Source organism: Thermogemmatispora argillosa, assembly GCF_059696725.1.
The window spans coordinates 1,336,029-1,353,079 of the sequence record NZ_AP019377.1 but is presented as its reverse complement, the minus strand read 5'-3'; the positions used below and the strand labels follow the sequence as shown (position 1 = coordinate 1,353,079).

General features: G+C 60.6%; 11 protein-coding genes. 3 read left to right on the top strand and 8 right to left on the bottom strand.

Annotated features, from left to right (window positions below):
* The first annotated feature begins 4 nt into the window (after positions 1-4).
* The 3 genes from AC6H1L_RS05295 (at position 5) to AC6H1L_RS05285 (ending at position 4,125) form a co-directional block, all read left to right on the top strand.
* Positions 5-1,711, top strand: coding sequence for a peptide ABC transporter substrate-binding protein (locus AC6H1L_RS05295; protein ID WP_497600494.1), 1,707 nt, complete (start codon positions 5-7; stop codon positions 1,709-1,711).
* 297 nt (positions 1,712-2,008) lie between these two features.
* Positions 2,009-2,968 carry an ABC transporter permease gene (locus AC6H1L_RS05290; RefSeq protein ID WP_497600493.1) on the top strand — a complete coding sequence of 320 codons (960 nt, stop codon included), beginning with the start codon at positions 2,009-2,011 and terminating at the stop codon, positions 2,966-2,968.
* Positions 2,969-2,991: 23 nt separating this feature from the next.
* Entirely contained in the window at positions 2,992-4,125 is a 1,134-nt protein-coding gene (locus AC6H1L_RS05285) for an ABC transporter permease (RefSeq protein WP_497600492.1), read from the top strand.
* Positions 4,126-4,257: 132 nt separating this feature from the next.
* Here AC6H1L_RS05285 and AC6H1L_RS05280 read toward each other — a convergent pair whose 3' ends face one another.
* The 8 genes from AC6H1L_RS05280 to AC6H1L_RS05245 form a co-directional block, all read right to left on the bottom strand.
* The gene (locus AC6H1L_RS05280) at positions 4,258-5,844 is read right to left on the bottom strand and encodes an APC family permease (protein ID WP_497600491.1); all 1,587 of its coding nucleotides are present in this window, start codon (positions 5,842-5,844) and stop codon (positions 4,258-4,260) included.
* Between the two features lie 316 nt (positions 5,845-6,160).
* Entirely contained in the window at positions 6,161-7,264 is a 1,104-nt protein-coding gene (locus AC6H1L_RS05275) for a hypothetical protein (RefSeq protein WP_497600490.1), read from the bottom strand.
* A 19-nt stretch (positions 7,265-7,283) separates the two neighbouring features.
* A complete protein-coding gene (locus AC6H1L_RS05270; protein WP_497600489.1) occupies positions 7,284-8,825 on the bottom strand; it encodes a hypothetical protein in 1,542 nt (513 codons plus the stop codon).
* Between the two features lie 104 nt (positions 8,826-8,929).
* The gene (locus AC6H1L_RS05265) at positions 8,930-10,231 is read right to left on the bottom strand and encodes a gamma-glutamyl-gamma-aminobutyrate hydrolase family protein (RefSeq protein WP_497600488.1); all 1,302 of its coding nucleotides are present in this window, start codon (positions 10,229-10,231) and stop codon (positions 8,930-8,932) included.
* Positions 10,232-10,294: 63 nt separating this feature from the next.
* Complete coding sequence (locus tag AC6H1L_RS05260) at positions 10,295-11,659, bottom strand: hypothetical protein (protein ID WP_497600487.1); 1,365 nt, start codon at positions 11,657-11,659, stop codon at positions 10,295-10,297.
* A 476-nt stretch (positions 11,660-12,135) separates the two neighbouring features.
* Positions 12,136-13,572, bottom strand: coding sequence for a dihydrolipoyl dehydrogenase (lpdA, locus tag AC6H1L_RS05255; RefSeq protein ID WP_497600486.1), 1,437 nt, complete (start codon positions 13,570-13,572; stop codon positions 12,136-12,138).
* A 308-nt stretch (positions 13,573-13,880) separates the two neighbouring features.
* Positions 13,881-15,002, bottom strand: a complete 1,122-nt coding sequence (locus AC6H1L_RS05250; protein ID WP_497600485.1) for a serine/threonine protein kinase — start codon at positions 15,000-15,002, stop codon at positions 13,881-13,883.
* A 268-nt stretch (positions 15,003-15,270) separates the two neighbouring features.
* Positions 15,271-16,734, bottom strand: a complete 1,464-nt coding sequence (locus AC6H1L_RS05245) for an MFS transporter (RefSeq protein ID WP_497600484.1) — start codon at positions 16,732-16,734, stop codon at positions 15,271-15,273.
* Positions 16,735-17,051 lie beyond the last annotated feature (317 nt).

The window sequence follows — 17,051 nt, the reverse complement described above, 5'->3', positions numbered from 1 at the left end:
ACCCGTGCGTAAGAGCAGACCATTTCCCTTAGCCTTGATTCCGGCCTTGCTCTGCCTGATTGCGCTGCTTGTCGCCTGCGGTGGGGGACAGAGCAGCAGCAGCAGCAGCACGCAGATTGCGCCGCCTGATAAGCAGGTCCTGCGCATTCCTATTGGAGCGACCGATTTCGGTACGCTGGACCCGGCCCTGGTACAGCTTGCCGTCGACGCTAATACCGTTCAGGCCATCTGGACTGGCCTGGTCGAGTGGGATCACAACATTCAGCTCCGCGACCAGCTAGCCCAGTCTCATGAGATCTCCGCTGATGGTCTTACCTACACCTTCCATCTGCGGCCCAATCTCAAGTTCAGCGATGGTACGCCGCTCACCTCGCAGGACGTTATTTATAGCATTGATCGCACCCTGCAGCCGGCCACCAAGTCGCAGGTCGCCTACTATCTCAACCTGATCAAGGACTACGACAAGATCACCAGTGGCAAGATCCCGACCCTGATCGGCGATAGCCTGCTGGCGCCCGATCCTAACACTGTTGTTATCAAGATCAGCAAGCCCGCGGCCTATTTCCTGCAGGCGCTCACGTATCCCTGCTCGTACGTCGTCGAGAAGAAGCTGATCGACAAGTACGGCAGCAAATGGACTGACCATCTGACCGAAGGTGGCGGCGCCGGGCCGTTCAAGGTCCAGAGCTATGACCACACCAAAGGCATCGTTCTGGTGCCCAATCCCAACTATTACGGCCCCAAGCCGAAGATCCAGAAGCTGGAGTACCTGATCTCTGGCGACCAGGATACCACCTTCCGCGCCTACCAGTCGCATCAGTTTGACTACACCGGCGTCATCGGCGTTCCTCCAGCTCAGATCGATTCTGTACGCAACTCTCCGGAGTTTCACGAGTACGTGAACTTCCGCATCAGGTACATCACTATGAATTACCTGGTGAAGCCCTTTGACAACATCCACATCCGCCAGGCCTTTGCGCTGGCTATCGACAAAGAGCTGCTACAGAAGACCGTTTTCAGGAACGCCGTCGAAGCCACCAACCACATCGTCCCCAAAGGCATGCCGGGCTACAACCCCAACCTTGTCGGTCCAGCGGGCGTGAGCAGCCTATCGGGTGATAAGGCCAAAGCCAAGCAGCTCCTGCAACAGGGCCTGAAGGAAGAAGGGATGACCTCACTGCCGACCATCACCTTCAACTACTACACCGACGTACAGGCCATCGTGCAGGCCTCGCAGGCGATTGCCCAGATGTGGGAGAATGTCCTTGGGGCTAACGTCAAGCTCGTCGGCACCACCTACGAAAAGCTCATCACCCTGGAGAATGCTACCGTCAATAACCCCAACGGCCTGCAGGTCTGGATCTCCGGCTGGCTGGCCGACTATCCTGATCCACAGGACTTCCTGTCGGTCTTCTTCGACAAAGGCTCTGGCTACAACCAGATGAACTACGGTCAGAACCACTCGACCGATGCTGCAAAGCAGCAGCAGGTCCAGAAGCTCCTTGAGGAGGCCGACGTCAACCTGAATCAGACGGAGCGCATGCAGCAGTACAACCAGGCGGAGCAGCAGATCGTCGATGACGTGGGCTGGATTCCCATCTACCAGAACAAGATCCAGCTCATGCAAAGCACGAAGCTGCATGGAATCGTCTACAACGGTCTGTCGATCATTCCGCCCGACGACTGGGCTAACATCTACTTCACTGTTTGATGAGACCTGGCGCTGCTAGCCGACCAGTCAGCAGCGCATCTCTCATATACGCAGCCTGGCATTCTGCCCGCCCGTGAGGAGGGCGCCCAGCCTTCAGCCTCCCCGCGGCTTAGAATGCCAGGCTTGCCTATGCCAGGCCGGGTCAGGCATAATCAAGCAGACGGATAAGAGCCTGCCATCGGGCAGATGGCTGACGCCTGACCTGGCTTGGGCCTTCGCCGGCAGGCTCTCCTCTTGTGGGAAGAGCCGGGCCGAGGGAGGAGGGCAGAGAAGCAACAGAGAGAGGGAGTACAGCACATGCTCCAATTCCTGGTGAAGCGCCTGATCGGGCTGATCTTTGTGATTGTGGGCATCACCTTCATCACCTTTATCATGGGCTATCTGGCCCCCGGTGATCCCATTCGAGCCCAGATGGGCGACCATTTTGATTACCACACCTGGCAGATGCTGCGTCACGCCTACGGGCTAGATCTGCCCTGGTATCAGCAGTACTACAACTACCTGGTGCACCTGGCCCATCTGGACTTTGGTATCTCCTTCAAGTACCAGAACCGACCGGTGTGGGATATTCTTAAGGACGGCGTGCCAGTCTCGTTAGAGCTAGCCTTCTGGGGCCTGGTGGTTGAACTGCTGCTTGGTATCCCTGTGGGGATTCTCTCGGCCATTAAGGCCAACAGTTGGATTGACACGCTCAATATGGGCGTAGCTCTGATCATCTATGCCCTGCCGCCTTTCGTCATTGCTATCCTGGCCCAGGTCATCATTGTCTGGATCGATAGCAAGACCGGGGCGAGCTGGCCATCGTCATCCTGGGGAACGCCCTGGCAATACGATTGGGCTGATCTGCAGCCGAAGATTGTGCCGATCCTCGTCTACGGAGCGGCTGGCTACGCTTACTTTGCCCGCCTGGCTCGCACCACCATGCTGGAGGTGCTGCGTCAGGACTACGTGCGTACCGCTCGCGCTAAGGGCCTCCATGAGCGCGTCGTGATCTATTGGCATGCCTTGCGCAATGCGCTCATTCCACTGGTGACCGTTCTCGGCGTTGCCATTGGCCTGCTGGTCGCTGGTACCTTCTTTATCGAGCAGATCTTTAATATCCCGGGGATCGGGCGTATCTCCTTACAGTCGGTGATTGACCTCGATTACCCAGTGATCCAGGCCACGGTGGTCCTGCTGGCGGTCGGCGTCGTAATCGGCAACCTCATTTCCGATATTCTCTACACGATTGTTGATCCGCGCATCAGGCTCGAATAGGGGGAGGAACAGAGGAGAACCCTATGTCTATGGATGCACACCACAAGCCATCTGAGGCCGCCGGCGAGAGTTTCGTGAAACCTGATGCCGGGCTACAGCCCCCGCCGGCTGAGCTGCTGGAATTAGCCAGCGGCGTGCGGGAAGCGCCTCCGCTCGGGACTATGCCCGGTGAAGAAGAAGCCGCAGCAACAGAGGAGCGTCGCGGCGCGTCGCCCTGGCAGGAGTCGCTGCGCCGGCTGCGCCGTGACAAGCGAGCGATGGCCAGCCTTGGCCTGATCATCTTCTTTGTGCTGGTCGCCTTCTTTGGTCCCCCCATTTACCAGCACATCGGCGGCGTCTACGACAGTCCTCAGAACGGGCCGGTACCCGCCAGCGTCTATCATACCTACTATCATGAGGAGCTGATCCGTCAGGATGAAGGCCCCTCGGCTCAGTACTGGCTGGGAACCGATGACCTGGGGCGCGACATTCTGGCGCGGCTGATGCAGGGCATGCTTGTCTCTATCATCGTCGCTGCCCTCGTGGAAATGGTTGATATCGGGCTGGGTCTGACCGTGGGCGTGCTGGCTGGCTACTTCGGGGGCTGGATCGATCAGGTCCTGGCTCGCTTCACCGACCTGATGTTCGCCTTCCCCGGCTTGCTCTTTGCTATCATGCTCACCGGCATCATCGGCCCCGGCGCTTCCGATGCCCTGGCCAAGCTGCCGATCATTGGCCCTAACGGCAACGGGCGCCTCTTGCTGGTCTCTCTAGCCCTGGCAATCACTGTCTGGCCCCTCATGGCCCGCTACGTGCGTGGACAGACGCTGCAACTCAAGGAGCAGCAATTTATCGAAGCGGCGCGCACCGCCGGCAGCAGCGATCTACGCATCATTTTCCGGCACATCATCCCCAATCTGATGAGCATCGTAGTGGTGGCCTCGACGCTCAACATTTCCAATACCATCATCGGTGAGGCCGGTATCAGCCTGCTTGGCCTGGGCGTCCAGGCGCCTGGCTCCAGCCTGGGCCTGATGATCTCCGATGCCACACCCTACATCAACACGCATCCCTGGGAGATTCTCGTCCCCACCACTGTCCTGGCCTTGATCGTTTTGGCCTTTTCTTTCCTGGGCGATGGCCTGCGCGACGCCTTCGATCCACGCTCCAAAGATTGAGGGCCACGTTTCCCGTGGTCCTTCAATCTTTGGCGGTGCTGCGCGCGTGGTCCCTGGCCTGGCCCACCCAGGCCGATGCCGCCGAGACTACAGCGAGCGCCTTTCCTCTTTCTGCGGGCGCAAGCGCTGTAGCTAGAGGCGGGCACTCTCCCAGTTGGCTTCACTGTTGGCAAACATACTGCCGATGGCTGCAATCACCAGATAGGCGAAGGTCAGGACGCTGATAATGATGAACCACTGCGTATTGCTGATCAGGTTGGTCCATGAGTAGAAGAGTGTGCCGATGATGGCCAGGAAGCAGGCCACCGATCCACAGAGGACGCTACCCCACAGGAGGGGCGCCGGGACAATGCGCCGCTCGCGCAGCAGGGGATGGCGCATGCCGTGGAGCCGGATCAGGTTGAAGAAGAGAAAGCCCGCCGAGAAGGCCCATACCAGCGTCGAGGAAGCTAGCATGACGTTATAAACCTCGGTCGAGAGGTTGGCCGGCGTCGTCACCTGGACCGTATAGGGGGCCAGCAAGAAGACGAAGGCCGTCACAACAGTGGCTACCGCGGCCTGAAAGATAATGGCATTGGCCGGGACGCGCTGACGGTTGAGCCGCGCCACCTTCACCGGCAGACGTTGATCGATGCCGGCGACCATCAGCAGGCGGGCGTAGGCATAATTATAGACAACCATCGCCATGATGAAGAAGCTCATCAGGCAGAAGGCGACCACGTTGCCCATGAACTTGCCCAGAGCCAGATCGACCACATGCACCAGCGCGAAGGGAGCCGCACCGTTCTGAGGGCCGGCGATAACGAGCAGGGCAAAAGTCGCAATGCCGTAGCCGACGATGACCAGCAAAGCGCCCCAGAAGAGATGACGGGTAATCGCGCGTAAGCGGGCGACCTCGCCACCCATGTTGAGCGGGACTTCGGTCCCCAGATAAGCCAGCGTGATCAGGCCGAAGAGGTAGAGATTGCCGCTATTCTTGTCAAAGCGAATGCTCCAGTCGGAGAGGTGACTGAAGCTGGTGGCCGAGGGATGGCCACGCAGGAGCCAGACCAGCCCGGCCAGCCCAAGTAGCATGACTGCCACTAACGTCAGGCCTGCTACCAGATTGACCAGCTTCTGCACAGCGCTGTAGCGCTGGATGGCCAGGGCACTGGTCACAGCGATGAGGCCAATGATAAAAAGGCCCTGTTGCCAGGGCTCGGTGAGCCAGCCGGGGTTAAGTCCCTGCAGGTAGGAGACGATGACGTCGCCAGCGCTGATGATGACAAGGACGCCGGGGAACCAGGCACAAAAGGCCGCGAAGAAGCTCCAGTAGCCGCCAAAAGCTTTGTGGGTCCAGTTGTAGAGCGAGCCTTCATGCGGAAAGATCACCCCAAGCTGAGCGGTGGCGATGACACCCGGAATGAAGAAGGCCAGAGCACCAATGGCCCAGTAGGTAAAGGCCGCTGCCCCACCAGCTACAGCGGTGGTGGCGTTCGTGATGAAGAAGACGATCATCAGAAAGGTGGCGACCATATCTCCCGTGCTGAGCAGGCGGGGCATGACCCGCGGCACGTAGCTTTCTGATGGCAAGGTCCCTTTCCACGCTTCTCGCTCCTCACTCTCCAGCTCCTCTGCCGGCTCCTTGGTGGCCAGAGAGTGAGCACTTGGGGAGAGCGGCGCGCTATGGAAGCTTCCCCCGGCTTTGCCAGCTTCAAACCTGCCTTGCTCCTGTGGCATATGCATTGCCTTCTCCTCCTTCTCTGCTGCGACGCCAGTGGTGCTGCTGTTTGCTCACTCATCCGTGTGGCAGCGCAAATAGCTCATAGCTGGTCATCTTGCGCCGCGGCGCCGAGGGCTGCGCCGCGAGGCGGCCTGCGGTGAGCAGCGATGGCATCGGCACTGGCTCCACTGGCTCTTTCTGCCCATGATATTACTCAGTGCGCCCGCGAAGTTGGCGAGGGGGGCGCTGGCTGAACAGGCTTGAGGAGTGTCATGCGCGGGGGAAGAGGGCGGCATGCGTAGCGAAAAAGTACTAGAGGTGTGACTCGTGAACTCAGGCTACGTGGAGCTGGCCTCCCTCGGAGCGAGACGCTGAGGTAGCTAGCGCCAGCTCCTGGAAAGTGCTGATGGTGATCACGGTGGTTGGAGCCAAAACCAGCCGCAGACCTCCAAAGCCACTCTGAAAGGTATCATCGCGCGCGCTGACCTGCCACTGCGCCGGCTCGGGCCTTCCCGCCGGCCAGGCCCGAGCCTCCAGGTGATCGCCCTGGACGCGGAAGCGCAGGCTGTAGAGTTGATTGGCCTGGGCCGCAAAAGGAACAGCGGCCAGGCGCGTCTGCATACCGCCGCTGCTCTTGAGCAGGACGAGCTGCGTGCCGTCGAGATAGGCTTTGTACCAGTTATTGGTATCCATCCAGCGCAGGACCGCACCGAGGTTGGCCTGCTGGAAGCTGCTGATTGCCCCAGTAAAGAAGACCTCGCCGTCGCTGAAAGTCGGGCCTAAGATGGCGTTGTAGGCTCCCTGACCACCAGCCAGCCGGCCCTGCTGATTGCTGATGGCAAAGGCTTTGCTCAAGCGCGCGTCGCCCTGCCAGGCATGACCGTCGCTGGCCGTGCCCCAGCCGCGTTGATCGGGACGATGAAAGGTGTCTTGGGCCAACAGGCTCATACCGACGGGCAGGGCCGTGGGCGTTGCCGGCGCTCCTGGAGAGACCGAGGGCGTGGTCCCTTGGCCTTTGTCCGGGGCACCGGACGGCTTGACTGGCTGGCTCAACTGCGTGCTTTCTGCCGGAAGCTGCAACGCCGCTTCGATGGGAGGAAGCAGCGTTAGAGAAAAGAGCACCGTGACAATGAGCAGTCCCGCCAGGAGCAGACTACCGCTTCTGAGCGGTCCAGTCGACAACCTGACTGTGGCCGCTGGTTCTGTTGCGACGGCTTCGTCAGCTACCTGGCGGCTGCTCACCGCAGGGATGGCGCGAGACGCGCCTTGCCGTCCCTGAGTCGCTGCTGCGGCGGCTCTTCCTTCGTAGGAGCGGCTCGCCTTGGCGGACAGCCGTTGACGGCTTAAACGCAGCGGCTGTGGCCCCGGTATCGTATCACGAGGGCTGGCGGCGGCCACTTCCCGGTGAGCGTCACCGCCGGCCTGTGTTGTCGGCAATCGCGGCCGGTACTCAGCGCTATCCATGTTGCCTCTTTCGCAAAAATTGTTCGATCTCCTCTACAAGAGAAGCCTGCTCATGGGCGGAGGTAGGTCCCAAGGGAGGAGCCTGGCCTGTCTGGTGCCCCAGCCGCTCCCACGGCGCAGGTCGGAAGGCTGCAGACCCGCTCTCTTCTGCTCTATACCCAATCAATTGCCGGAATCCAACCAGGCCAACTGAGAGTACCAGCAGGAGCAGCAGCCCACGCCCAGCGAAGATCAGCAGCCCGTCGACCGTCCAGCGCCCGGTGAGCCAGCCGGCCAGGGGCGTTAACAGCAGGGTTAACAGCCCCTCGGACACAAAGAGGAAGCGATTAACGTGCTCCTCCTGAGAGCGCTCGTAGGCTAGTTGGCCCTGATCCAGGGCCAGGCCCGGCGGCAGCAGATGGCGCTGCGAGAAGATCACGGTACTCAGACTGGGCCGCAGGCGTGGGAGCAAGATGCCCCAAATGGCGGCGGCCAGCGTATAGAGACCCAGATTGAGGACCAGCCAGACTGGAGCTTGCAGGTTGGGCAGGCCCAGAGCTAGCAGGCTGATCGCCATCAGAAAGGGCTGGCAAAGTGCCACCGCCTGGCACCAGGGCCGCCAGCGCTCGGGAATCAAGCGATCGGGCGGTCCGAGCATACCGCGCAGGGGGACCTGCAGCGCAAAAACCAGGCTCAGGGCCAGCACCTGGGCCAGCAGCAGCCAGAGCAGGATCGGCAGCGTCCCTTGCGCCTGCAGGATCGAGGCGAAGGGCGTCGGTACAGCGTTCCAGATACTGCCGAGCACGATCGCCAGCCCGCTGGCGAGTAGGACCAGCCCGAGCTGTCCGCGACGTGCCAGATAGCGCCACCAGCCTCCCTGTATCAGCCAGTCAAAGGTGAGTTGCAAACGCCAGCGGCGGGCCCCTTCCGTTAGATCGAACCAGTTATCGACCATGCGCCCAGGCGTTGGCAAAGGGGCACGGGCCTCGGGCCAGTAGTCGAGAAAGAGGAGTGGCAGCAGGCAAAGGATGGTGAGCAGGCCCGACCACGCGGGCAGCAGCCAGACCAGGCTGAGCCCGAACATCGTCCCCAGCGCGGCGCGCATTAAGGCGATCCGTTCCTCTACCCCTGGCCAGGGACGACGCTGGAGCAGCCAGGCATTGCCGATCAGCGAGGAAAAGAAAGAGAGCAGGCCCAGGGCGGCAGTTGCCGGCCAGAGCGTTCCCGGCAGCGGTCGCATGACAGGCAGCGCCAATTGGGTCAGGGTACAGAGCAGCAGGCCTGTGCCCCAGTAGCGGGCTGGGTTACTGCGGCTCGTGGTGAGCAACGTGGCGGCCAGCAACGAGCCTGCTAACCAGGCCGTGGCAATCAGCGCTGTTGCCAGGGCCTCCCTGCCCTGCGACCAGCTCTGCGCCAGGAGGCGCATCTGCAGCACACTCAAGCCCAGACTGCCGCTAAGCCAGCAAGCATTTAAGAGACGCCCGCCGATGACAGCATCAAGCCGCCGCTCGGCCAGCAAGAGAGCATTTTTCCCTTTTCTATGGCCTGAGAACATAATTAACTGAACACGGAATATTTCACTGTGATAGTATGCCTATGTAGTTCATCAAAATCTCACCCTGCCAGTACCGACGCCTGGGCCATATGGGGCTTGGGCGGTCAGGTCAGGGTGGCAGAAGAACAAGCCTGCTCCTCTGGCACCGGTTGCAAGCGTGTCCGCAGACGCTTGCCGGTGCTCTCTGCAGCCAACGTCTCAGGCTCGCTGCTAATCGTGGTTGCCAGGAGCGGAGGCTCTTGACGATAGAGCAGGGCCTGATCGCAGTCACGCAGCCAGTTGCGGATCTCGGGCAGGAACTGGTCCAGCTCCTCCAGCGGCAAGGAAGCGTAGTGGTAACAGGCGTCTACATGGGCTGCAAACAGGCTGTGGGCCCAGCCCAGGTAAACCACCCACTCAGGATGGAACTGCACAGCTAGCCAGAAGCGCCGCGGATCACTATCCTCGATGGCCTCGATGACGCCGTCGGGAGCTGTCGCCGCCACGATCTGGCCCGGGGCCAGATAGCCAATCAGCTCGCCCTCGGGAGTCACGTAGCCCACGATCTGGTGATGCATTGACAGCACCGCGTCGATATAGTTGCGCTGCGGGCCGCGGGCCTCTGGCCCGCGCAGGATGCGAGCCAGGCGGCTGCGGGGATTGACCGCGATAGGGTGCTCGATCCAGTTATCGGCGGTAATGCGTCCGCGAGCGCGATGGGGGATCAGGGGCGGCATATTCCGCGGCCACTGCGAGCGGATATCTTGATAGAGGCCGCCACCGCGTACCACATTCATCACCTGCATGCCGCGACAGATGCCCAGCGTCGGAATGCAGAGCAGCCAGGCCAGGAGCGCACAGTAGCGCTCCCAGATGTCGCGCCACAGCTCGGGCGTCTGGGTCTGGGGATGCATCACATCGCCGTAGAGGCAGGAATAGAAGTCGCCCCCGCCAGCAAAGACCAGGCCATCGACGTTGCGCACGATTGGCCAGATAATGTGAAAAACCTCCTCGAAAAGATCCTCGTTACTCAGGATATCGAAGGGGTCGCAGCCCTGCAGCATAGGGAGCGTTGGCAAGACCAGCGGCTCCCCGCCGCTCTCAAAGATGGCGTTGACGGTGGCGGCGTCGCCGGCGTAGACGGGCCAGCCGCCGTCACGCAGGCAGCCACTGGAGGAAAGCACGCCAATGCGTGGCCGGTAGTAGGACGGGAGCGCCATCCGCTGCCGGCTGCTAACAAAACGAGCAATGCGCTCAGCCAATGAGGCGCTGGGACGGACCGGCTCGCTCAGCTCGTCGGTCCGGCGCTGACTGAGGGCGCTGCTCCGACGCTGTTCCTGACCCTGGCTTGGCCCTTGAGCGAGCGTGCGCGCTTCCCGCACTCCTCGCGTAATCGTCTGCACATAGTAGTCAGGATCACGTGGCATAGATACCTGTACTCCTCTCTTTTACACGATTTTCTCCAATTACCTTATTCTTAGAGCAGGGACTCACTGGGCTGCCGATGATGCATTGAGAGGGGTGACATCCAGGGTAGCCAGCCGTTCGATAGCATAGTGGATCTGGGTGACACCGTCCTGCAGCTCGCCCGTCTGGGGATCGAACTGGCCGACAAAAGCGTCCTGAGCCTGCTTGACCAGGGTATCCAGGAGGGCCAAAGCCTGCGGCTGGCGGAGCTGGCTATTGCTCATGTGGACCAGCTGAATGGCCTCCTGGCGGATCTGCTGATAGAGAGTCTGCACCTTATTGAGGGCCTGATTAATCTGCTGGGCCAGCGCTTCCTGTTCACGAGTTGAACCAGGCGATTGGACAACCCCCTCCAGGTGAATGCCGATGTGATGCAAATAGCCAGGTGGCTGCTGGTTAGCATCGAACTGCAGCAGGCCCACGCGGCCAATATGGGGGTCTACCAGCACTGGCGAACCGGGGGGCACATCGGTGCCCAGGAACTCGATTCCGTCAAGATAGTCGAGAATGCGGATGAACTGGCGATGCATTAGATCGGGGCTGCCATGATTCCAGTCATCGCGGGCTGCCCCTGCCCACTCAAGGATCTTCTGCCCATTGCGGAACAGCCAGATATCGAGGCCGCCGGGAAGGCCCAGTTTCTGCAGAGTGGGATCAAGCGCCAGCAAATGGCGCAGGTGATCCAGCAGGCTATAGTGATGCTCGCTATCGCGAGGGTCGGGCGTGTTCGGAATAACAGCCAGGTAACGCCAGGTACTGCGGTCGAGCGACGGCACGGTCGGCGTAGTTGAGGCATCCTCTTCGGTCACCAAAAACCGGCTGGCAATGGCCAGCAGATTTGTATGCTGCGGATCGCCCTTGTAAAAGAGGTGGGCCGTGCCCTGGCTCAGACTGAGCTTGCCTAAAAGAATCGACTGGCTTTCGACCGTGTTATCGCTCTGGAGCCAGGCATAATACGCTTTGCCAGGCGCTGGGGGCGGAACCTTACTGAGGTCCACCTGCACTTGATCGGCGATGCCTTGACTGGTACTGACGTTGACTTGACCGCTACTCAGGAAGAAGACATGTCCAATGATATTGCTGGTTGGGCCGGCTCCTGCCGGCTGGGACGAGGAGCCGCTACTGTGAGCGAAGGGCAGCAGGTTGAGGCCGCCGCTGATCAGCAGGACCACCAGCGAAATCACCAGGGCCATAGCGACAATGATCGTGGGGAGCCAGGGCCGGCGCCGTGGTGCGCTGTTGCCGAACTGCCCGAGGGGACGGGTCGTTGACAGCGGCGTCAATGGTTGCAGGCCTCCGCTGCTCTTGCTGCCACTGCTGTAGCTAGTGTTGCTGTTGCCAGTCGCTGGACCCGAGCGCGCTGGCTGTTCAAAGTGAAAAGGCTTCAAGGCAAAACCCTCCTGTCTCTCTGGCCGCATAAGAATTAAGAACAGGAAGAACAGCCCAGCGAGCGCCGGCCTTTGCCCGCCTACTGATTGGGCTGCTGCTCTGCGACTTGCCTGAATTACTTGGTTTGCTTGGCTCGCTTGGCTCGCTCGGCTCGCTGGCCTCTGCTGCAAGTGTATGCGCCTCATGTGCAGCCAGGCGCTTTTTTTGAGAAGGCTTTAATGGGCAGGCTCCTCGAAAATTTTGGACAAGGCGCCCTACTGGCAGGCTTCAGCAATCGCGGTCTACCTCAATTGCTGTTACACCCATCAGGGGCCTGACCCCGGGCGCAGCAGAGCAGGGGGAGTAGAGCGGCAGGGAGCGCCACGGGAGGGATAGCAGTGGAGGCGACAGCAGGCAAAAGAATAGCCTGCCGAGATGGGATCGGCAGGCCAGTCTCTTGGAAGCGGCTGCGGGGAGAGAGCCGGGGGAAGCCGGCTCAGCGACTGCGAGCGGCGGCCTTGGGCGCCTTGGGAGGAATATGCAGCGGACGCCCTTCGGCGACCAGAATAGCCTCGCGCAAGCCCTCGCTCAGCGTTGGATGCGGGTGAATAGTCTCGATGATTTCATCGCCGGTCAGCTCGCCGCGCATGGCCACCGAGTACTCACTGATCAGGTTGGTCGCATCGGGACCAATGATGTGGGCGCCGAGAATCTCGTTATACTTGCCCAGAATGACCTTGATAAAGCCGTCGGTCTCCCCGATGGCCACCGCTTTCCCGATGGCGCTCCAGGGAAAGCGCTCGACGCGCACCTCCTGCCCATACTGTTCGCGGGCCTGGGCCTCAGTCAGGCCAACAAAGGCCACCTCGGGGAAGGTATAGATCGGATTGGGCACGACGCTATAGTCCATCTTGGCGGCGTGGCCGAGAGCATTTTCTGCCGCTACCTCGCCCTCCATCGAGGCCACATGTGCCAGCCCGGCCCCATGTACCAGATCACCGATAGCATAGATGCCGGGCAGATTCGTCTCCATCTGCTCGTTGACGCGCACCCTGCCGCGGTCGTGGTCCAGGCCCTGCTCAAACAACTGCTCCAGGCCGCTAGTATTGGGGCGGCGGCTGACTGCTACCAACACATAGGCGCCGTGGAAGACCTGCTCACCCTGCTCACCGCGGGCAATAACCTTCTTCTGCTCGCCATCGTCCTCAATGGCCTCAACCCGGGCCCCGGTGGCGATTGTGATGCCGCGGCGGCTCAAAATGCGCACCAACAGGCGGCGCACCTCTTCATCGACAGGAGCCAAAATATCGGGCAGCATTTCGACGATGGTCACGCGCGAGCCGAGGGCCTGGAACATACAGGCCAGCTCGACCCCGATCACACCGCCACCCACACACACCACGCTCTCAGGCACCTCTGTCAGATTCCAGCACGTATCACTATTGATGACATTGCGTCCATCGATGCCGGGGAACGGCGGCATCAGTGGTAGCGAGCCGTTGGCCAGAATCACTTTCTCGGCACTGAACTGCTCGCGGCTACCATCGCTCTTCGTCACCGTCACTGTGCGATTGGCCTCGACGCTGCCCAGCCCCTCGTAGATGGTCACGTTGTTGCCTTTCAGCAGCGTGCCCACGCCGTTGGTCATGCGTTTCACCACTTTGTCCCTAAAGGCCACAGCGCGGCGCATATCGAAGGTCGGTGGCTGCGGCAGCATGATCCCCAGCTCCGCCAGCGATTCGAGGCGGTGTAGACTCTCAGCGACATGCAGCATAGCCTTGGAGGGAATGCAGCCAACATTAAGGCAGGTCCCGCCAAGATACTGCTTCTCGACAATGGCAACGCGGGCGCCGAGCTGGGCCGCCCGAATGGCCGCCACATACCCGCCCGGGCCGGCGCCAATCACAGCTACATCGTAGTGGCTACTGGTCATGGACTTCTCTCCTGCAACCCATTTGCTTTGTGGGTACCTCAGTCAGTATAGCACGTTCCAGAGAGCGCGACCAGCAGCCCGCTTTCTTCTAACCTCTCCGCTCTGACTCAGCCGTCCGGGCCATGCTCGTGCTGCGCTGCGCTCTATCTCAACTCAACTCAACTCAACTCAACTCAACTCAACTCAACTCAACTCAACTCAACTCAACTCAACTCAACTCAACTCAACTCAACTCAACTCGGCTCGGCTCGGCTCGGCTCGGCGAGCAGAGGCGATTCCGGCCTGCGGCCTGGACCTCCCTGGTGCGCTCAAGGACGCAAGAGCACCAGCAGCACGCCCAGCAGCAAGAGGACACCAATGGCGGCGAAGACGCCCGCGTTAAGCAGCATATTGCTGCGCGTCTGCTCGCGGAACTGCTCCGAAGGGAGGCGCAGCGGGTCAGGGGGCGCACTCAGCGCCAGCTCGTTTTCTTGTTGCTCAAGGTAATGCTCTAGCAGCGCTTCAAGATCCCGTTGCATTGCCGTGGGATGGGGATAGCGCTGGGCACGCGACAGACTGAGCTGGCGAACAAGAATCATCTCCATCTGTGGACTGACGGCGGGATTGAGACGCCGCGCCGGAGGATGGAAGAAAACCAGGCGTTCATTGGGGTCGTAGCCGGTGACAGCATGGTGTAGGGTGGCCGCCAGACTGTAGAGGTCAGCGGAAGGATCAAGCTCGCCACGTACTTCCTCCGGCGCGTAGTAGCCTGCCGCAACCTTGTCCCCTTTCTCAAGAGGAGGGTCGGGCGGAAAGAGGGGGATGTGGATCAGCCAGGCGGTCTGCTGGGTTGTGTTGATGATGATGGTCTCAGGGTTAATGGAGCCGTGCACGATCGGCGGCTGCTGCTCGGCCAAAATGGCCAATAGACCGCAGAGCTGATAGCCATAGTGCACTACCTGAGCCTCGGGGAGGGCACCCCCCTGGCGCTTGAGCAGCGTCGCCAGGGTCTCCCCCTCTGGCTGGCTGAGCACCAGAAAATAGCTGCCGCGCTCGCTGAAGCCGTCGATGACTTGGGGAAAGCCCTGATGCTGACCAAGGCGCTGCTGGCGCTCCATTACCTGGGCGATCACCTGGTTAGCGCTCGTCCGCTGGAGCAGCTCGGGCGGCATGAGCACCTCGCGAATCAGCACCTGGCGGCGCCCCAGCTCCTGATCAACGGCCGACCAGGCCCGCCCCTGACGACGCTGCGTCTCCGGTAGCGGCACCGGTCCCAGAATGCGGTATCGACCCTTCGCCAGGCTGTCGCCACGCATGAGCAAGTACTGCTGAGGCTGAGGTAAGCCGAGGAGCGTGCCTGTGGTGGGCGGCGTCATTGCTGGCTGGTAGCCACAGCGCGGACAACGACCGTCAAAAAACATTCCCTCGTATGCGCAACGTGGACACCGCATACGCTACCTCTCCTTTTCTGGCCTCCGAGCCAGATGAACTGCTAACAACTTCGTTTTTCTCTTCTTATCTTCCCATATACACCTGATACGCCGAGTGAGGAAGCATGGTGCGCGGTCTCAGTCTCGATCTCATCAGTTGGATAGAGAGCAAACTGCTCATCGTTGAGCGCTTGAACAAAGCGCAACGGACAGGATAGAGCGGCGTCGAGCAGAGCGGGAGCCGGCGGTAGCAAACAGTCGGCTCTGCAGACTCATCCAGCAAGATCCCCTAGGGCGAAACCTCATCCAGGCGCTTCTGCCGGGTGGAGGGGCCGAACTGTGCCAGCAGGGCGGCCAGCAAAAGAAAGCTGCCAATGAGCACAAAGGTGCCACCTGGCCCCAGGCGGGTTACCAGCGACGTAACGTAGCTGACGCCGATCCCACCGCCGACATGGCCGATGCCATCGACCAGGGCGAAACCGCTGGCGCGGGCTCGCGTCGGGTAATTCTCCGTTGACCAGGAATAGACCATCGGCAGCCAGATATAGCAGCCCATGCCCAGCACAATGGTGCCGAGAGCTGCCAGCCCGAAACTATTGCCACTGAAAGCAACAGTCACCTCTCCCAGCATGGTCAGCAAAGCGGCGATGAGCAGCCAGATCTTGCGCTCCACATATTCGCCAAGCAGATAAGCCGAGAGGGCGCAGATCGTGCTGCCAATGATACCGCAGGAGGTGATCAGGCCGGCCTCGGCAACTGGATAGTGCAGGGCCACCAACAAAGTCGTCATGCCTGAAATATTCGAATAGACCGTGATATAGGCCAGCAGCCAGATGACCAGGAGCAGAATGGTGCGCTTGAAATAGAGCGTATTGCTGAAGATCTCCTTGTAGCCGGTGCGCCGATCGTAGATGGGGACCTGCAACTCCGGCTCCGGCGGTGGTAGCTCTCCCCCCAGGTGCTGGCGGGCGTAGTCTTCCATGCGCTCGACGACGCGCTCAGCCTCGTAGATGCGGCCCTTGGTAATGAGCCAGCGCGGCGATTCAGGGAGCTGGAAGCGCAGCAGCAGACCGATAAAGGCCAGCGAGGCGCCGATGGCGTAGACGACGCGCCAGCCGAAGGTAAAATGAGGGCCGGCCAGAGCGATGGGCAGTCCGTAGGGAAACGGCTCCGGCGGCGTTGTCAAGTAGAAGCCGAGCCAGACGCCCAGGGAGCCGCCGAGCGAAGAGAGGATGAAGGTGAGAGCAGTGTAGCGGGCGCGGGCCCCACGCGGGGCCAGCTCGTTCACATAGGTATTGACCAGGGCTAGATCGGCTCCGATCCCGACGCCGGTCAGGGTCCGCGCCAGCACAAAATGCGTGTAGTCTCCCACAAAGGCCGTATAGAGGGAGCCAAGGCCAGTAATGGCCATAGTCACCACCATCATGTCACGGCGTCCGTAGCGGTCCGCCAGCGGGCTAAAGATCAAGGCTCCTACGACATAGCCGAGCAGATTCATGAGGACAGGGAAGCCCAGATACTGGCTGGCCGTGAGCGGGAGGCAGCCGACGACAATTTGAGTGCAGGTCTGAATAAAGGAGACGTTGATGTCGCCGATGTCGTAGAACGTGAAGAGCAACCCCAGACCGATCACCAACAGCACTGTTCGAGGTAAGGCCCAGATCGGAATACGGTCTTGCCGGGCAATGATCGCCGCCGCAACGCGCGATTTCTTCTGGCCAGGAAAGACAACTCTGCTCGCGTGAGCTGACATGCTGTACTCCTATTGCTTCTACGTCTGGGAAATCAGCTACTTTCCAGTATGGGGAGCATATCCTTTCTCTGATCCCTTAACAGCCTCCCTTGCAAGCAGAAAACAAGAAACACAAGAATACTCGTCTCCATACGCTTGTTATTCACTCAAGCAGCATATGAGAAGGCGACGTATGCAGAGCCATTGTAGAGAAAAAGTGGCAGGCAGACAATGTTTGGCAGGACAAATTGCAGAGGAGAAATTGTACTCAGCGACAAGGACAAGGCCAGTTAGCCCCGCCGCCACGGCTCCTCTGTGGTGAGGAAGGCCGAGGCAGG

Coding starts and splice junctions, on each gene's coding strand:
- AC6H1L_RS05290 (WP_497600493.1), top strand. CDS start 2,009: ATGCTCCAATTCCTGGTGAAGCGCCTGATCGGGCTGATCTTTGTGATT.
- AC6H1L_RS05285 (WP_497600492.1), top strand. CDS start 2,992: ATGTCTATGGATGCACACCACAAGCCATCTGAGGCCGCCGGCGAGAGT.
- AC6H1L_RS05280 (WP_497600491.1), bottom strand. CDS start 5,844: ATGCCACAGGAGCAAGGCAGGTTTGAAGCTGGCAAAGCCGGGGGAAGC.
- AC6H1L_RS05270 (WP_497600489.1), bottom strand. CDS start 8,825: ATGTTCTCAGGCCATAGAAAAGGGAAAAATGCTCTCTTGCTGGCCGAG.
- AC6H1L_RS05265 (WP_497600488.1), bottom strand. CDS start 10,231: ATGCCACGTGATCCTGACTACTATGTGCAGACGATTACGCGAGGAGTG.
- lpdA (WP_497600486.1), bottom strand. CDS start 13,572: ATGACCAGTAGCCACTACGATGTAGCTGTGATTGGCGCCGGCCCGGGC.
- AC6H1L_RS05250 (WP_497600485.1), bottom strand. CDS start 15,002: ATGCGGTGTCCACGTTGCGCATACGAGGGAATGTTTTTTGACGGTCGT.
- AC6H1L_RS05245 (WP_497600484.1), bottom strand. CDS start 16,734: ATGTCAGCTCACGCGAGCAGAGTTGTCTTTCCTGGCCAGAAGAAATCG.